This window comes from Nonomuraea sp. NPDC050790 (genome assembly GCF_044456745.1).
Classification (GTDB): domain Bacteria; phylum Actinomycetota; class Actinomycetes; order Streptosporangiales; family Streptosporangiaceae; genus Nonomuraea.
On sequence record NZ_JBITGF010000003.1, the window covers coordinates 420,810 to 436,969 of the forward strand.

Consider the following 16,160-nt stretch of genomic DNA (forward strand, 5'->3'; position numbering starts at 1 on the left):
CCCGGTCACCCTCTTTCGACCACAACCGAAAGACCCTGCTTATGACACCGATATGACGAAATTTCTGGTCATAATGGCGGCACGATCCACCGAAGAGGCCGGTCGCATGTTACGCATTCACTTCACCGGGGACGACCTCGCGCGCACCCGCCTGGCGTCCTCCGCCGATCCGCTCTGGGAGACGGTCTTCAGTCTCCATCGACTGTACGGCCGGCGCGGCCGTACCTTCTTCGCCGACTGGCTCACCCAGGTGGCCCCGAGGCTGTCGGCCGAACCGCTGGGCGGGCTGCGCTCGCTGGCGCCGCCCCGGCCCTACTTCCCCGACTTCCTCACGCCGGGCAACGGCGGCACGCTCGACGACGGCCTCGACACCCTGCTGTCCACGCCGGGCGCCAGGGTCAGGGACGAGCTTTCCCGGCTGCCGGGCCGTACCGGCTGGGCCAGGGACCTCTCGCGCGCCGACGCGCAGGCGATGGACGAGGTCGCCGGCGCGCTGCGCTCCCTGCACCGGATCGCCGTCGCCCCTTACTGGGGCCAGGTCCGCAACCAGGTCGCCGCCGACCACGCGCGGCGGCTGCGCGCCTTCCACTCCGGCGGCGTCGAGGCGGTCCTGCACAGCCTGCGGCCGATCATGCGCTGGCACCCGCCGGTGCTGCACGTGGAGTACCCGGTCGACCGGGACCTCTACCTGGGCGGGCGCGGGCTGGTGCTGATCCCGTCGTGGTTCTGCTGGGGCACGCCGGTCAGCCTGGCCGACCCCGGCCTGCCGCCGGTGCTCGTCTACCCGGTGGAACACCGCGGCGCGTGGCTGCTGCCCACGGGCGACGAGGCGGCCGACGCGGTCTCCGGGCTGCTCGGCCCCACCCGGGCGGCGGTGCTGCGCGCCACCAGGAGCGCGCGCTCCACGACCCAGCTCGCCCGGCTGCTGCACATCTCCCCCTCCTCGGCCAGCCAGCACGCGTCGGTGCTGCGCGCGGCGGGCCTGATCACCAGCAGCCGCGAGGAGAACTCCGTCATGCACACGATCACCGAACTGGGCGAGAGCCTGCTGACCTAGACGGGCCAGGTGTGGACGGGCTCGTTGCTGTGCATGCGCTCGATGTACTCCATCGTCATCGCGCGCAGCGCCTCGTGCCGGTCGCCGCCGATCGCGTTGACCTTGTCCACCTGCCACGTGGCGCCCGTACGCCCGCTGAGGCAGCGTCCCTCGATCACGCCCAGCAGGCGCTCGGCGACCGCCTTGTCGACGCCCCAGCGTTCGAGGCCCTCGTGGGCCATCGGCAGCAGGCGGCGCAGGATCAGCTCGACCGCGGGGACCTCCCCCGCGCCCGGCCAGTACAGGCGGGCGTCGATGCCGTGCCTGGCGGCGGTGTTGAGGTTGTCCTCGGCGGCGGCGAACGACATCTGGCTCCAGATCGGCCGCTCCGCATAGGGCAGGACCGCCATCAGGCCGTAGTAGAAGGCTGCGTTGGCGGCGATGTCGAGGACCGTCGGGCCCGCCGGGAGCACCCTGTTCTCCACGCGCAGGTGGGGCGCGCCGTCGACGACGGCGTAGACGGGGCGGTTCCAGCGGTAGATGGTGCCGTTGTGCAGGGTCAGCTCGGGCAGGTGCGGGATGAGGCCGCGTTCCAGCAGCTCCCGCGGGTCCTCGTGCTCGACGAGCGGCAGCAGGGCGGGAAAGTAGCGGACGTTCTCCTCGAACAGGTCGAACACGCTGGTGATCCACCGCTCCCCGAACCACACCCGCGGGCGCACCCCCTGCTCCTTCAGCTCGGCCGGGCGCGTGTCCGTGGCCTGCTCGAAGAGGCTGATCCTGGTCTCGCGGTGCAGCTCCTTCCCGAAGAGGTACGGCGAGTTCGCCGCGACGGCGACCTGTGCACCGGCGATGGCCTGGGCGGCGTTCCAGTGGGCGGCGAACGCCTCCGGGCTGACCTGGAGATGGAGCTGGACGCTGGTGCACGCGGCCTCGGGCGCCACGCTGTCGGCATGCGTGTCCAGGCGTTCCACGCCCTCGATGAGCAGGTGCAGGTCCTCGCCCCTGGCCGCGAAGATCTGCTCGTTGAGCAGGCGGAAGCGGGGGTTGGCCGACAGGGTGCCCTCGCCGATGTCCTGCTCGCGCAGGGTCGGCAGGATGCCGATCAGGACCAGGTGCCCGCCTTCCGATCTGGCTCTGGACTCGGCGTGGTTGAGCCTTGTGCGTACGTCGTTCTCCAGGGCCAGGGCGCCGTCGCCGTCGAGGCCCTGGGGTTCGATGTTGATCTCGATGTTGAACTGGCCCAGTTCGGTGGCCCAGTCGGGCTGGGCGATGGCGGCCAGGACCTGCGCGTTGCGCATGGCGGCCTCGCCGCGTTCGTCGACGATGTTGAGCTCGATCTCCAGCCCGGCCAGGGGGCGTTCAAGCTCGAAGCGGGATTCCCGCAGCATCTGGGCGAAAACATCCAGACACCGTCGTACCTTTTCCCGATAGGTCCTGCGGTCTTCTCGGCTGAACACGACGACTGGCACGTCCCTGCCCATACCTCGAAATGTCGCACGATCCACAACCAAACACCAGCCCACCCCTTTGGACGGCCCCTCCCCACGGGTGCACAGACCCTCGCCCTGCGGGTCGCACCGCCTCGGCTGCGAGACTGGGCCGATGAGGTCCGGAGAGATACGCCGCGTCGCCGCCGCGCTTGGCCGTACCGTGGTGGAGACGTCGACGCTGGCGGGCGGCTTCTCCCACGAGACGTGCCTGCTCACGCTCACCGACGGCCAGGTCGTCGCGCGGTTCGGCGGAGGGGATCCGGCCATCGAGGCCGCCGTCATGACGGCGGCCGGCGGGCAGGTTCCGGTCCCGCGGGTCTTGACGGTCCTGCCGTCCGGGCCGGCGGCGGAGAACGGCCGGCCGGGCATGGTCCTGGAGTATGTGGCGGGGACGCCGCTCAGCCGGGTACTGGCCGACGGAAGCATCACCGCGACGTCCATGGGGGATCTCGGCGCCGAAGTGGGACGAGTCGTCGCGGGAATCGGCGCGGTGAGGTTCGGCCACCCGGGATTCTTCATCGACGAGCACCTGTCCGTCGGCCCGGAACGTCCGTGGTCGCAGCAGCTCGGCGAGGTTGCCGAGACCTGCATGGCCGCCACCGCCGAGGCCCGCCTGGATCAGGCCACGCGGCGCGCCTGGGTGAGCCTCTGCGCGTCCCACGCCCCGGCACTGGCCCGCATCGACGAGCAGGCCCGGCTGGTTCATGCCGACATCAACCCCAAGAACATCCTGGTCACACGTACGCGCGGCGGCTGGCGCGTGGATGCCGTCCTGGACTGGGAGTTCGGCTACTCGGGATGCCCCTATGGCGACGCGGCCAACATGGTCAGGTTCGGCACCGGCTATCCCGCCGGGTTCGTCGACGGCTTCTGCCGCGCGTTCGCCGAGCATCAGCCCGCCGACCTGCCCCTGGCGGAGGAGTGGAGCTACCTGGGGCGCGTGCTCGACATGTTCGCGCTCAGCGACCTCGTCACCCGCCCGGCCGGGCATCCCGTCGCCGAGCAGGCGGCCGAGCAGATCAGGCTCTGGGTCGGGCAGGGCGTGCCCTCGGCCGGCCCCGGCCGTCACGCTGGGAGCACCACAGCACCTCGGCCCCGCCGCCGATCACCTTGACGATGGGGTAGGCGTTGACCCCCACGGCCTGAACCCCTGAAAGGTCACAACCCTGTGGGCCCTCGGGGTTCCCGCCTCGGGGCGGTTGCGGGAGTCTGGGCCGGAGACGCGGGCGGGGTCAGACCAGGCGGCGGGCGGTGGCCCAGCGGGACAGTTCGTGGCGGTTGGACAACTGCAGCTTGCGCAGCACCGACGACACGTGCGTCTCCACCGTCTTCACCGAGATGAACAGCTCCTTGGCGATCTCCTTGTACGCGTACCCGCGCGCGATCAGCCGGAGCACCTCCCGCTCCCGCTGGGTCAGCGAGTCCAGCTCGGGGTCGATGGGCGGCGCCTCGGAGGAGGCGAAGGCGTCCAGGACGAACCCGGCCAGCCGGGGCGAGAAGACGGCGTCGCCCTCCGACACGCGGCGGATGGCGTCGGTCAGCTCCTTGCCGCTGATGTTCTTGGTGACGTAGCCGCGGGCGCCGCCCCTGATGACCCCGATCACGTCCTCGGCGGCGTCGGAGACCGACAGCGCCAGGAAGCGCACCTGCGCCCCCGAGCCGAGCACCCGGCGCAGGACCTCCTGGCCGCCGCCGCCCGGCATGTGCACGTCGAGCAGCACCACGTCCGGCTCCATCTCGGCGATCGCCCGGACGGCCGAGTCGACGTCCTCCGCCTCGCCGATGACCTGGATCGAGTCGCCCAGCTCGGCGCGTACCCCGGAGCGGAACAGCCGGTGGTCGTCGACGATCAAGACCTTAATCACGCTTCGCCACCTTCATCGTCAACATCACCTCTGTGCCCTCACCCGGCTCGGTGCGTACTCTGGCGCTGCCACCGTGCCGTTCCATTCTGCCGATGATGGACTCCCTGATGCCCATCCGGTCCAGCGGCACCTCGTCCAGATCGAAGCCCTTGCCCCGATCCTTCACGAAAACGGTGACTTCTTCACCCTCCACTTCCGCGTAAACGGAGATGGACTGGCTCTCAGAGTATTTGGCCGCGTTGACCATCGCCTGCCTGGAGGCCTTCAGCAGCGCGACGAGCTTGCCCTCGGCGTCGATGTCGATGTCGCCGACGCAGACCACCTCGATCGGGACGCCGTGGGCGTCCTCCTCCTCGGCCGCGATCCTGCGTACGGCGGCGGCCAGCGTGGCATCGGCGTCCTGTTTGGGCTGGTAGAGCCAGTTGCGCAGCTCGCGTTCCTGCGAACGGGCGAGCCTCGCGACCTCACGCGGATCGTGGGCGACGCGCTGGATGAGCGTGAGCGTGTGGAGCACCGAGTCGTGGACCATCGCCGCCATCTCGGCCCGTTCCTCCTGCCGGATGCGCTCCCGCCGTTCAAGCTGGAGCTCCTTCCACAGGCCCGCCAGCCAGGGCGCGACGATTACCACGAGCCCGACGACCACCACGACGGTGAACAGCAGGCCGGGCGTCGCGTCCTGCAGCTCGTCCTGGGCGATGAGGAAGCCGAAGCCGCCCGCGACCACGAGCACGATGCCGATCAGCGTGCGGGCCCGGTTCTTGCGGATGCTCTTGGTGCCGCCCGCGACCCAGTCCCGGCGCCGGTCGGGGTCGGCCTGCTGCCAGAGGATCAGCGCGCCGATGCCGCCGATCGCGAACGGGATCATCCCGATGCCGCCCTGCGAGGCGCCGCTGATCCAGCCGAAGGCGAACAGCGCCACCCCGATCGCGACGAACGCCGCGAGCTGGCTCCAGTCCCGCGAGGGAGGCTGTCCCTCGTACGGCTCCCGCGGCGTCACCATCCACAGGACGGCGTAGGCCACCGCGCCGACGCCGTCCACGACGGACAGCAGCACGAACGCCAGCCGGATCACCACCGGATCCAGCCTCAACTGGTCGGCCAGCGCGTGGGCGACGCCGCCGACGAGGCGGCCGTCCATGCGCCGGCGCATGCGGCGATAGGGCGCCTCGGCGGTGCCGGGCTCTGCGAGAGTCTTCTGGTCAGCCATAACACCGTCATAGTCACATGTCGGCGGGGGTGCGGGCATCAGGGAACAACCCCCAGGGTCGGCTCAGGGGTGTCCCGGATGCGGGCACGCGCGGGTGCCGTCACGATGGAGTACATGACGGAAGCTCCATCGAACCAGGCCCGGGTCCTGCGCCGCAGCAGCGAAGGGCGCATCCTGACCGGGGTGTGCGCCGGCCTGGGCAGGTACACGGGAATCGATCCGGTGGTGTACCGGGTCGGGTTCGCGATCCTGCTGTTCGGCTCCGGTGTCGGGTTCTTCCTCTACATCGCGGCGTTCATGCTCATGAAGGACACGCGGGGCATGCCCGGCATGATCGAGCAGTGGACCCGGCGCGACTTCGACGCCGAGGCCGTGATGGCGCTGATGACCGCGGTGCTGGCCTTCGGGCTCGGCATCAACCTGACCACGGTCTGGCTGGCGACCGGCACGCTGGTGGTCGGCCTGATGCTGGTCATCTCCCTGCTAACCGCGCACGCCAACGGGGTGGACCTGCTGGCGCTGGCGCGTTCGATGCCGGAACGGCTGAGCCGCAGGCAGACCGTCTCGCCGCAGCCCGCTCCCGGGGTGCCGCCTGCCTACGGCCGCCCCGAGCCCGGCCGGACGATGGTGGACGTGGCGTTCGCGGCCGAGGCGGCGGCTCCGCCGTACCCAGGACAAAGGCCGACGCCCCGCGAAGAGCCGATGACCCGCGAAGAGCCGCACCCCCGCGAGGAGCCGCACACCCGCCAAGAGCCGCACCTCCGCGAAGAGCCGGTCACGCGCGAGGAGGGCCTGACGCGCGAGGAGCCGATGCCCCGCGAGGAGCCGATGACGCGCGAGCAGCCGCACACCCGTGCGGAGCCGGTCGTCCGTGCGGAGCCCGCGGCCCGCGAGGAGTCCGTCCCCTACGGCCAGCCGCTGCCTGACGAGCGCCGTCCCCCGCGCGTCCACGGCGCGCAGGACAGGCCGCCCACCCGCGAGGAGGCCATGCTCCGCGTCGAGGCGCTCATGCGCGAGAAGCGCGCCGCCCGCGCGGCCGGCAGGCCCGAGCCGCAGAGCCCGCGGCCGGCCGAGGGCGTCCCGCGCATCAGGCACGAGGAGCCGTTCGCCCCCCACGGCCCCTACCAGCCACTGGACCCGGCCAAGCGCGCCGGCTACTCCCCCTACGACCCCGCCCTGTACGGCAAGCCGGTCCCGCCGCCGGCGAAGAAGAAGCGGCCACGCTCCTTCATCGGCGTGATCACCGTGCTCATGGCACTCATCACTGGAGGGATCCTCGTGGCTGTCCAATCCGGGTCGGCCCAAGGCGTGAACCCGACCACGGTAGGCGCGGCGGTGCTCATCACGATCGGCGCCGGCCTGCTGGTCGCCGCCTGGTGGGGTCGCGGCGCCGGCCTGGTGGCCCTGGGCACGCTGGTGGCGGTCGTCATCGCCAGCGGCCTGATCGTCGGCGGCCTGCCGAAGCGGGTCGGGGACTACGACTGGACCCCGATGACCATGGCCGAGGCCAGTAGAAGCTACGACGTGGGCGTGGGCGAGGGCCGCCTCGACCTGTCGGAGCTGAAGCTGGAGCCGGGCGCGACGGCGGAGTTCAACGCCTCGGTGTCGGTCGGCGAGCTGATGGTGATCGTGCCGCCCTCCGCACGGGTGGAGGTGCACGCGACGGCGAAGGTCGGCGACATCACGATCGACCAGTCGTTGCGCGGCGGAGTGGACGTGGAGTTCGACAAAGTGCTGACCCCGGAGACGCCGCCCAAGGGCGCGGTCTCGACGATCGTGCTGAACCTGCGCGGCGGCATGGGCGACGTGGAGGTGCGGCGTGCAGCGTGATGTGGACAAGCCGCGCCAGTTGCACAGGACCGACTGGATGGCGCTGCTCAGCGGCATGCTCTTCGTGGTCCTGGGCATTCTCCTGGCAACGAATTCGATCACGGACGCGGCGGTGCTGGTTGCGCTGACGGTGGTCGGGCTAGGTTTTGCGGGGCTGGTGGCGGTCGTCGCGAGGATCACTCGCCGTAAGTGACCCTTGACCGGGACAAACACCGGCGTACGTTGGCGAGTGTCCGCCTTGCCCCCCTGAGAGGGAGGACGTATGCCCCGAATCGCCATCACCGTCGACGGAATCGCGTACGAGGAGGAAGTGGAGCCGCGGCTCCTCCTCGTCCATCTGCTGAGAGACCGGCTAGGCAAGACCGGAACCCCGATCGGCTGCGACACCAGCAACTGCGGCGCCTGCACGGTGCTGCTGGACGGCAAGTCCGTCAAGAGCTGCTCCGTGCTCGCGGTCCAGGCGGACGGCAGCGCCGTCACCACCATCGAGGGCCTGGCCGCCAACGGCACGCTGCACCCCATGCAGCGCGCCTTCCACGAGGAGCACGCCCTGCAGTGCGGCTACTGCACGCCCGGCATGGTCATGGCCGCCATCGACCTGCTGCGCGAGGATCCGGAACCGTCCGAGGAGTCCATCAGGCACAGCCTTGAGGGCAACCTCTGCCGGTGCACCGGCTACTGCAACATCGTCAAGGCGATCCGGCGGGGCGCGCAGGAGATGGCGGTGAAGACGCCATGACCGAGGTCGGCACGGCCAGACTGCGCAAGGAGGACGCGCGCCTGCTCACCGGCCGCACGCAGTGGACCGACAACATGCAACTGCCCGGGATGGCCTACGTGGCGTTCCTGCGCAGCCCGATGGCGCACGCCCGCATCACCAGGGTCGACGTGTCCGCGGCCCGCGACCTGCCCGGCGTGATCGCCGCCTACGCGGGCGCGGACTTCGCGCAGGAGCAGGGCAGCCTGCCGTGCGCGTGGCCGGTCAGCGAGGACACCGTCATCCCCGACCATCCGCCGATGGCGATCGACGAGGTGCGCTACGTGGGTGAGGCGGTCGCCTGCGTGGTGGCGACCGACCGCTACAAGGCGGCCGACGCCCTGGACGCGATCGAGGTGGACTACGAGCCGCTGCCGCCCGTGCTCGACATGAACGACGCGCTCACCGAGGGCAGCCCGAAGGTGCACGAGGCGGGCAACCAGGCGTTCACCTGGCGGCTCACCCAGGGCGACGTGGACGCGGCGCTGCGGGACGCGCCCGTCCTGATCGACCGCACCTACATCCAGCAGCGGCTCATCCCGACCGCGATGGAGCCGCGGGCGGTCATGGCCACCACGGACGGCGACAGCTTCACGCTGTGGAGCGCGACCCAGATCCCGCACATCCTGCGGCTGATGCTGGCGCTGACCACCGGCATCCCCGAGCACAAGCTGCGCGTGGTCGCCCCCGACGTGGGCGGCGGGTTCGGCTCGAAGCTCCAGGTCACCGCGGAAGAGGTGCTCTGCCTGCTGCTGACGAGGAAGACCGGCAGGCCGGTCAAGTGGACGGAGTCGCGCTCGGAGGGCAACCTCACCGCCCACCACGGCCGCGACCAGATCCAGCACGTGACGCTGGCGGCCGAGTCCGACGGGCGCATCCGCGGGCTGCGGGTGGAGCTCCTGGCCGACATGGGCGCGTACCTGATGCTGGTGACGCCGGGCGTGCCGATCCTGGGCGCGTTCATGTTCAACGGCATCTACAAGATGGCCGCGTACGACTTCAACTGCACCGGCGTCTTCACCACGAAGATGCCGACCGACGCCTACCGCGGCGCCGGGCGGCCGGAGGCGACGTACGCCATCGAGCGGGTCATGGACGAACTGGCCGCCGAGCTCAACCTGGACCCGATCGAGGTGCGCAGGCGCAACTGGATCAGGCACGAGGAGTTCCCGTTCACGACGGTGGCCGGGCTGACCTACGACTCGGGCAACTACGAGGCGGCCACGGACAAGGCGCTGGCGCTGTTCGGCTACGACAAGCTGCGGGCCGAACAGGGCGACCGGCGTGACCGGGGCGATCCGGTCCAGTTGGGGATCGGCGTCTCGACGTACACGGAGATGTGCGGGCTGGCGCCCAGCCGGGTGCTCGGGAGCCTGTCCTACGGGGCGGGCGGCTGGGAGCACGGCTCGGTGCGCATGCTGCCGACGGGCAAGGTCGAGGTGGTCACGGGCTCGTCGCCGCACGGTCAGGGCCACGAGACCGCGTGGAGCCAGATCGTGGCCGACGCGCTCGGCGTGCCGTTCGAGGACGTCTCGGTCATCCACGGCGACACCGCGATCTCCCACAAGGGCATGGACACCTACGGCTCGCGCTCGCTGGTCGTCGGCGGCATGGCGGTGCTCGCGGCCTGCGAGAAGGTCAAGGAGAAGGCCAGGAAGATCGCGGCGCACGTGCTGGAGTGCGCGCCCGACGACGTCGAGTTCAGCGAGGGCACGTTCAGGGTGCGCGGCACCGACAGCGGCAAGACCATCCAGGAGCTGTCGCTGGCCACGTTCGCCGCCCACGACCTGCCCGACGGGGTGGAGCCGAGGCTGGACGCGGACGCGACCGTCGACCCGGACAACTTCTCCTTCCCGCACGGCACCCACCTGTGCGCGGTCGAGGTGGACACCGAGACGGGCATGACGAAGATCCGCTCCTACGTGGCCGTGGACGACGTGGGCAAGGTCGTCAACCCGCTGATCGTCGAGGGCCAGGTGCACGGCGGCATCGCGCAGGGCGTGGCGCAGGCGTTGTTCGAGGAGGCCGTCTACGACGCCGAGGGCAACCTGCTCACCTCGACGATGGCCGACTACCTGGTGCCGTCGGCGGCGGACCTGCCGGCGTTCGTCACCGACCGCACCGAGACCCCGGCCACATCGAACCCGCTCGGCGTCAAGGGCGTCGGCGAGGCCGGCACGATCGCCTCCACCCCGGCCGTGGTCAACGCCATCGTGGACGCGCTGCGCCCGCGTGGCGTCCACGACGTCCAGATGCCATGCACGCCCGAGCGGATCTGGAGGGCCCTTTCATGATCCCCGCACAGTTCGACTACGTGCGCCCGGCGACGGTGGAGGAGGCCTGCGAGGCGCTCGCCGCGGACGACGAGGCGAAGGCGCTGGCGGGCGGGCAGTCGCTGCTGCCGCTGCTGCGCCTGCGCCTGTCCTACCCGACCACGCTCGTGGACATCGGCCGCCTGCCCGGCCTGTCGGGCGTGCACGACCGCGGCGACCACGTCTTCATCGGCGCGCTCACGACGCACGACGAGGTCCTGCGCTCGCCGGTGGTCGCGGCGGACTGCCCGCTGGTGGCGCTGGCCGCCGCCACGGTCGCCGACCCCGCGGTACGGCACCGCGGCACGTTCGGCGGCTCGCTGGCCCACGCCGACCCCGCGGCGGACCTGCCCGCGGTGATCCTGGCGCTGGACGGCGTCCTGGTGGCCAGGTCGGCGCGGGGCGAGCGGGAGATCCCGGCCGCCGACTTCTTCGCCGACTACCTGGAGACGACGCTGGAGGCCGGCGAGATCCTGGTCGGGGCCAAGATCCCCAAGCTGGGCGGCGAGTGGGGCTTCCACTACGAGAAGTTCCGCCGCACGGTGCAGGCGTGGGCGATCGTGGGAGTTGCCGTGGCCGTGCGGCGCTCCAACGGCTCGATCCAGGAGGCGAGGATCGGGCTGAGCAACATGGGCACGACCCCGGTGCGCGCGCGTGCCGCGGAGAGCGCGCTGCAGGGTGTGGAGCTCGGCGAGGCCGTCCGGCAGGCCTGCGAGGAGGCGGCGGCCGACACCGCGCCGCCCGCCGACCTGCACGCCCAGCCGGACTACCGGCGGCACCTGGCCAGGGTCCTGACCCATCGCGCGGTCAGGACGGCGGCCGGAACTCCTTAGGGCACGATGGGGGCGCCCCTTCCGGGGTGCCCCCTTTCCGGCGTAATGTCGCAAAAAGGAGGCGTCAATGGCGATGCGGTTCGAGCACGAGTTCACGGTTCCGGTTCCGGTGGAGCAGGCTTGGGCGGTGCTGCTCGACGTCGAGCGGGTGGCGCCCTGCCTGCCCGGCGCGGCGCTCGACCTGGTCGAGGGGGACGAGTTCACCGGCCGGATGAAGGTGAAGGTCGGGCCGATCACCGTGACCTACCGGGGCTCGGCCCGCTTCGAGGACGTGGACAAGGACGCCCACACGCTCACGCTCAAGGCGTCGGGCAAGGAGGCGAGGGGTTCCGGCACCGCCTCGGCCACCGTCGTCGCCAAGCTGACCCCGGCTGGACCGTCGAGCGTGGTGAGCGTGGAGACGACGTTCAACGTGACGGGGCGGCCCGCGCAGTTCGGCAAGGGCGTGATGGCCGAGGTCGGGGCCAAGCTGATCGACAAATTCGCGGCCAACCTGGCTGAGTTGCTGGCCGAGCCGGGGGGCGGGGAGGCGGCAGCCGTACCGGAGCGGCAGGAGGACGAGGAGCGGCACCTGAGCGCGGTCCCCGAGCCGGCGGCGGTCGCGGACGCGCACCCGAGCGGGACGCTGCGGACCTCGCGCACGGCCGACGAGGAGGCGCTGGACCTTCTGGAGGTGGCCGGCGCGCCGTTGCTGAAGCGGGTGGCGCCGCTCGTCGGCGGGGTCGCGCTGGTGGCGCTGATCATCTGGCTGATCAGGCGTTTTTTGCGGTAGTTAAGGCGAGATCAGCAGTAAAAACACCATCAAGTCCGGACACATCACCCGAAGAGGGGGAATGCCTGAACCCGAGCGTTCGACTTCTCGGGGGAGATGGGCATGCCGGACTGCACCGTTGTCATCATCACCTTCAACGATGCCGAGCGAGTGCCCAGAGCCCTGCGCTCCGTGCTGCGACAGACCCTGCGCGACCTCGAAGTGATCGTCGTCGACGACGCCAGCACCGACGGGACCGAACGGGCCGTGAGCGCCTTCACCAGAGCCGACCCGCGCGTGCGCTACCTGCGGCGCGAGGAGAACAGCGGCGGCTGCGGCGCCCCGCGCAACGACGGCATCGACGCCGCCTCCTCCCCCTACATCATGTTCCTGGACAGCGACGACGAGCTGCCCCGGCACGCCTGCAAGAGCCTCCTGACCGAGATCGAACGCACCGGCGCCGACTTCGTCTCCGGCCAGATCTCCCGCCTCTACGAGCCCAGCGGCCGCCTGGAGCGCTACTACCCGAGCCTGTTCGCCCGCCGCAGGATCGTGCACGGCATCGCCGAGGACCCCGAGCTGTTCATCGACTCCTTCAGCACCAACAAGCTCTACGACGTGTCCTTCCTGCGCCGCCACGCCCTGCGCTTCCCCGAGGACATCCACTACGAGGACCACGTCTTCGCCACCGAGCTCTACGCGATCTCCCGGCGCTTCGCCGTCGTGCCCTGGGTCGTCTACCACTGGCACCGCGCCGCCGAGCACACCTCCATCTCGCTGAGCATCAAGGAGATGGACAACGTACGGCACCGCATGATCGCCGCCCAGCGCAGCGACAAGATCCTGAGCGACTACGGGCGCGAGGACCTGCTCCCCGAGCGCCAGCACCGCTTCCTGCGCCAGGACCTGCGCGTCTACCTCAACCCGCTGCCCGCCCGCGACCTGGTGTGGGTCAAGGAGTTCGCCGCGGTCGTGCGCCCCTACCTGTCGACGATCCCGCACGAGGTCATCGACAGGATCGAGCCCATGGCCAGGGTCTGCTGCCACCTGATCCTCGACGACCGCGTCGACGACCTGCGGGTGGCGGTCCGCTCCCTCACCGGCGCCGCCGCGCCGCCGCGCGCCGCGATCAGGCACGAGGGCCGCACCTACTGGGGCACCACGCTCACTCCCGGCATGGACATCACCCGACTGCGCCTGGCCGAGCTGCCCTTCAGCGCCGCCCGGCTGCGCCACGAGGTCACCGAGATCGCCGCGGAGGGCGGCAGGGTCGCGATGACCGTCCACACCTACGACCCCTTCGGCGTGCTGCCCACCGACTGGACCGCCTTCATGACCTACGGCGGGCACCGCTTCCCCATCCACCCGCATCCCAGCGGCGACGGCTACCTCAGCGAGATCGTCTTCACCCCCGCGGGCAAGGGCGACCCGCGCATCGGCTTCACCCGCGACAGCGACGGCCACACGACGACCGACCGGCTGCTGGTCGACCCGAACCTGGAGCCGATCCCGCTCAACGGCTACACCGTCCAGGCCGCGGGCGCCTCGGCGTTCCTGCGCGTCACGGCCCCGACGGTCCGGCGCAGGCTGGTGGGCAAGCTCAAACGCGAGTTCTTCTCCCGGGTCAGCACCCCGGCCATGAAGCTGCGCGTCTACAAAGCGCTGATCAGGGTCGTGCCGCGGCGCAAGGACCTGGCGCTGTTCGAGGCCGACTGCGGCAAGGGCTACACGGGCTCCCCCCGCGCCATCTACGAGGAGCTGCGCCGGCGCGAGCTGCCGATCGGGGTGATCTGGTCGGTCGCCCGCGGCAGGAGGAACTTCCCCGGCGACGCCGGGCTGGTCCGGCGGATGAGCTGGCGTTACATCTGGATCATGGCCCGCGCCGGCATCTGGGTGGACAGCCACGGCTTCCCCCTCGACTACCCCAAACCGCCCGGCACCCGCTACCTGCAGACCTGGCACGGCCAGGGCATCAAGTCGATCGGCTTCGACGCGCCCGACCTGCGCGCCGACTTCGCCGGCCCGCGCGAGCAGTGGCGCCGCGCCGTCGCCCGCTGGGACGCGCTGGTCGCGCCGAGCGAGGAGTTCACGCGGGTCTTCGTCCCGTCCAACGGCTACACCGGCCCGCTCCTGCGGTACGGCACGCCACGCTGCGACGCCCTCGTCCGCGGCGAACCGGTGCCCAAGGTCTGGGAGGACCTCGAACTGCCCCCGGGCAAGAAGGTCCTGCTCTACGCCCCCACCTACCGCGACACCGCCAAGAGCAGTGGCATGTCGGTCCGCGTCGACCTGGAGGCGATGGCCGAGGAACTGGCCGACGAGTGGGTGATGATCCTGCGCACCCATCCCGTGGAACGTTACAACGTCCCCCAGCACGTACGGCACTTCGTCCGCCCGGCCGGCTCCTACCCCGAGGTCAACGACCTGATGCTGGCCTCCGACGCGCTGCTGACCGACTACTCCTCCGTCATGTGCGACTACGCGGTCACCGGCCGGCCCATGCTGTTCTACATCGACGACTGGGACAGCTACCGCCTGGCCGAGCGCGGCGTCTACCACGACCTGCCGTCGATCGCCCCCGGCCCCTGCCTGACCACCACCGAGGACGTGGTCACCTGCCTTCGGGCGCTGCCGGCTGTACACACCTCCTTCTCGGAGAAGTACGCGGCCTTCCGCGAGATGTGGTGCGCCGACGAAAGAGGCAACGCCGCGGCCCGGGTCGTCCAGGACTTCTTCGCGGTGCCGCTCGAACAACCCGTCACCAACGGCTCGGTGCTCTGGGGGACACGATGAGCATCGTCTTCGCGTGCATGGACGCCGACACGCTCGGCGGCATCCAGCAGGTCACGCACACGCTGGCGCAGGGGCTGGCCGTGCGCGGCCACGACGTGCACGTCGTCGGGCTGCACCGGGCCAAGACGCCCTTCCGGTACGTGGCCGAGCCCCGCTACCGACGGCACGTCGTCGGCCGCGGCCCCATGGGCCCCGAGGGCCGCCTGGCCAGGAAGGCGGCCGACCGCCGGCTGCGTGCCGTCTTCGAGTCGGTGACGCCCGGCTTCGCCGTGCTGACCTCGCCCGGGGTGGTCACCCGCGTGGCTCCGATGCTGCCGCGCCGCCTGCGCCCGATCGGCCAGTACCACGGGTCGTACGAGCACGCCCGAGGCTCCTGGCACCTGGGCTCCATCCGGCGGCACTACCCGGGGCTCGACCAGGCCGTGTTCCTGAGTGAGGACGACGCGTGGCTGTTCTCCGAGCACGCGCTGCTGCCCAACACGTGGTCGCTGCCCAACCCGCTGGCCGCCTGGCCCGAGCAGACCTCCCCGCTGACCACGCCCAGGGTCCTGGGTGTGGGCCGCCTGGAGGGGGTCAAGCGCTTCGACCGCCTGATCAGCGCCTTCGCCAGGGCCGCGGTGCCGCCGTGGGAGCTGCACCTGCTCGGCGACGGCGCCGAGGAGTCCCGCCTGCGCGCCCACGCCGAACGCGAGGGCGTGGCCGACCGCGTCGTCTTCCGCGGCAGGGTCCCCGCGGAGCGGATGCCCGCCGAGTACATGAACGCGGCCGTGCTGGCGCTGACCAGCGAACACGAGGGCCTGCCCGTGGTCCTCCTGGAGGCCGCCGCCCACGGAGTCCCGTCGGTGGCCTTCGACGTCTCCGGCGGCGTCCGCTCCACAGGCCCCGAACTCGTCCCCGCCGGAGACGTGAAGAAGTTCGCCTCGGCCCTGTCGGACCTGATGTCGTCCCTGGACGAACGCCGCCGCCTGGGCGCCGCCGCCCGCACCCACGCCGCCGGCTTCCACCTCGACCACGTCCTGGACCGCTGGGAATCCCTCTTCACCCACATGACCCGCTGACCCTAGGCTTCCGCCATGCCTTGACGAGCGGAGCCGCCGATGAGCGTGGGACCAAGCCGCGCAGCACGGCCTCCGTCCCGTGACCGTGCCCCGCGTGGAGGTGAACACGGAGGTCGAGGTCATCCTCCGGAACGTCCCGCTCCACCTCAGAACCCCCGACGTCGTGGTGCACGCGTGCCTGGACCCTGGCGAGCGACATCGCGCCCGTCGGATGACACGGGAACGGCG

General features: G+C 71.0%; 13 protein-coding genes. 10 read left to right on the plus strand and 3 right to left on the minus strand.

Features of this window, described 5'->3' with window-relative positions:
* Positions 1-106: 106 nt before the first annotated feature.
* The gene (locus ACIBEJ_RS16820) at positions 107-1,057 is read left to right on the plus strand and encodes a helix-turn-helix domain-containing protein (RefSeq protein ID WP_397183632.1); all 951 of its coding nucleotides are present in this window, start codon (positions 107-109) and stop codon (positions 1,055-1,057) included.
* Here ACIBEJ_RS16820 and ACIBEJ_RS16825 read toward each other — a convergent pair.
* Positions 1,054-2,424, minus strand: a complete 1,371-nt coding sequence (locus ACIBEJ_RS16825) for a glutamate--cysteine ligase (RefSeq protein WP_397183633.1) — start codon at positions 2,422-2,424, stop codon at positions 1,054-1,056. The genes ACIBEJ_RS16820 and ACIBEJ_RS16825 overlap by 4 nt on opposite strands.
* Positions 2,425-2,638: 214 nt before the next feature.
* Here ACIBEJ_RS16825 and ACIBEJ_RS16830 point away from each other — a divergent pair, with 214 nt between their 5' ends.
* A complete protein-coding gene (locus ACIBEJ_RS16830) occupies positions 2,639-3,640 on the plus strand; it encodes a phosphotransferase (protein ID WP_397183634.1) in 1,002 nt (333 codons plus the stop codon).
* A gap of 118 nt (positions 3,641-3,758) precedes the next feature.
* Here ACIBEJ_RS16830 and ACIBEJ_RS16835 read toward each other — a convergent pair whose 3' ends face one another.
* The gene (locus ACIBEJ_RS16835; RefSeq protein ID WP_397183635.1) at positions 3,759-4,391 is read right to left on the minus strand and encodes a response regulator; all 633 of its coding nucleotides are present in this window, start codon (positions 4,389-4,391) and stop codon (positions 3,759-3,761) included.
* Positions 4,384-5,598 carry a PspC domain-containing protein gene (locus ACIBEJ_RS16840; RefSeq protein ID WP_397183636.1) on the minus strand — a complete coding sequence of 405 codons (1,215 nt, stop codon included), beginning with the start codon at positions 5,596-5,598 and terminating at the stop codon, positions 4,384-4,386. Before ACIBEJ_RS16840 ends, ACIBEJ_RS16835 begins: the two co-directional genes overlap by 8 nt.
* A 114-nt stretch (positions 5,599-5,712) precedes the next feature.
* Here ACIBEJ_RS16840 and ACIBEJ_RS16845 point away from each other — a divergent pair, with 114 nt between their 5' ends.
* From ACIBEJ_RS16845 to ACIBEJ_RS16880, 8 genes are all read left to right on the plus strand, one after another.
* Positions 5,713-7,428, plus strand: coding sequence for a PspC domain-containing protein (locus ACIBEJ_RS16845; protein WP_397183637.1), 1,716 nt, complete (start codon positions 5,713-5,715; stop codon positions 7,426-7,428).
* On the plus strand, positions 7,418-7,621 hold the full coding sequence (locus ACIBEJ_RS16850) for a hypothetical protein (RefSeq protein ID WP_397183638.1): 204 nt from the start codon (positions 7,418-7,420) through the stop codon (positions 7,619-7,621). Before ACIBEJ_RS16845 ends, ACIBEJ_RS16850 begins: the two co-directional genes overlap by 11 nt.
* Positions 7,622-7,690: 69 nt before the next feature.
* Positions 7,691-8,167: a (2Fe-2S)-binding protein gene (locus ACIBEJ_RS16855; RefSeq protein WP_397183639.1), complete on the plus strand. Its 477-nt coding sequence runs from the start codon at positions 7,691-7,693 to the stop codon at positions 8,165-8,167.
* The gene (locus ACIBEJ_RS16860) at positions 8,164-10,479 is read left to right on the plus strand and encodes a xanthine dehydrogenase family protein molybdopterin-binding subunit (RefSeq protein ID WP_397183640.1); all 2,316 of its coding nucleotides are present in this window, start codon (positions 8,164-8,166) and stop codon (positions 10,477-10,479) included. The genes ACIBEJ_RS16855 and ACIBEJ_RS16860 overlap by 4 nt, the downstream gene beginning before the upstream one ends.
* On the plus strand, positions 10,476-11,330 hold the full coding sequence (locus ACIBEJ_RS16865) for an FAD binding domain-containing protein (RefSeq protein ID WP_397183641.1): 855 nt from the start codon (positions 10,476-10,478) through the stop codon (positions 11,328-11,330). The genes ACIBEJ_RS16860 and ACIBEJ_RS16865 overlap by 4 nt, the downstream gene beginning before the upstream one ends.
* Positions 11,331-11,397: 67 nt before the next feature.
* Positions 11,398-12,102, plus strand: a complete 705-nt coding sequence (locus ACIBEJ_RS16870; protein WP_397183642.1) for an SRPBCC family protein — start codon at positions 11,398-11,400, stop codon at positions 12,100-12,102.
* A 102-nt stretch (positions 12,103-12,204) separates the two neighbouring features.
* Positions 12,205-14,874 (plus strand): CDP-glycerol glycerophosphotransferase family protein, encoded by a 2,670-nt coding sequence (locus ACIBEJ_RS16875; protein WP_397183643.1) that lies wholly within the window; start codon positions 12,205-12,207, stop codon positions 14,872-14,874.
* A complete protein-coding gene (locus ACIBEJ_RS16880; RefSeq protein ID WP_397183644.1) occupies positions 14,871-15,932 on the plus strand; it encodes a glycosyltransferase in 1,062 nt (353 codons plus the stop codon). Before ACIBEJ_RS16875 ends, ACIBEJ_RS16880 begins: the two co-directional genes overlap by 4 nt.
* The last annotated feature ends 228 nt before the right edge of the window (positions 15,933-16,160 follow it).

Coding starts and splice junctions, on each gene's coding strand:
- ACIBEJ_RS16820 (WP_397183632.1), top strand. CDS start 107: ATGTTACGCATTCACTTCACCGGGGACGACCTCGCGCGCACCCGCCTG.
- ACIBEJ_RS16825 (WP_397183633.1), bottom strand. CDS start 2,424: ATGCTGCGGGAATCCCGCTTCGAGCTTGAACGCCCCCTGGCCGGGCTG.
- ACIBEJ_RS16830 (WP_397183634.1), top strand. CDS start 2,639: ATGAGGTCCGGAGAGATACGCCGCGTCGCCGCCGCGCTTGGCCGTACC.
- ACIBEJ_RS16840 (WP_397183636.1), bottom strand. CDS start 5,598: ATGGCTGACCAGAAGACTCTCGCAGAGCCCGGCACCGCCGAGGCGCCC.
- ACIBEJ_RS16845 (WP_397183637.1), top strand. CDS start 5,713: ATGACGGAAGCTCCATCGAACCAGGCCCGGGTCCTGCGCCGCAGCAGC.
- ACIBEJ_RS16855 (WP_397183639.1), top strand. CDS start 7,691: ATGCCCCGAATCGCCATCACCGTCGACGGAATCGCGTACGAGGAGGAA.
- ACIBEJ_RS16860 (WP_397183640.1), top strand. CDS start 8,164: ATGACCGAGGTCGGCACGGCCAGACTGCGCAAGGAGGACGCGCGCCTG.
- ACIBEJ_RS16865 (WP_397183641.1), top strand. CDS start 10,476: ATGATCCCCGCACAGTTCGACTACGTGCGCCCGGCGACGGTGGAGGAG.
- ACIBEJ_RS16870 (WP_397183642.1), top strand. CDS start 11,398: ATGGCGATGCGGTTCGAGCACGAGTTCACGGTTCCGGTTCCGGTGGAG.
- ACIBEJ_RS16875 (WP_397183643.1), top strand. CDS start 12,205: ATGCCGGACTGCACCGTTGTCATCATCACCTTCAACGATGCCGAGCGA.
- ACIBEJ_RS16880 (WP_397183644.1), top strand. CDS start 14,871: ATGAGCATCGTCTTCGCGTGCATGGACGCCGACACGCTCGGCGGCATC.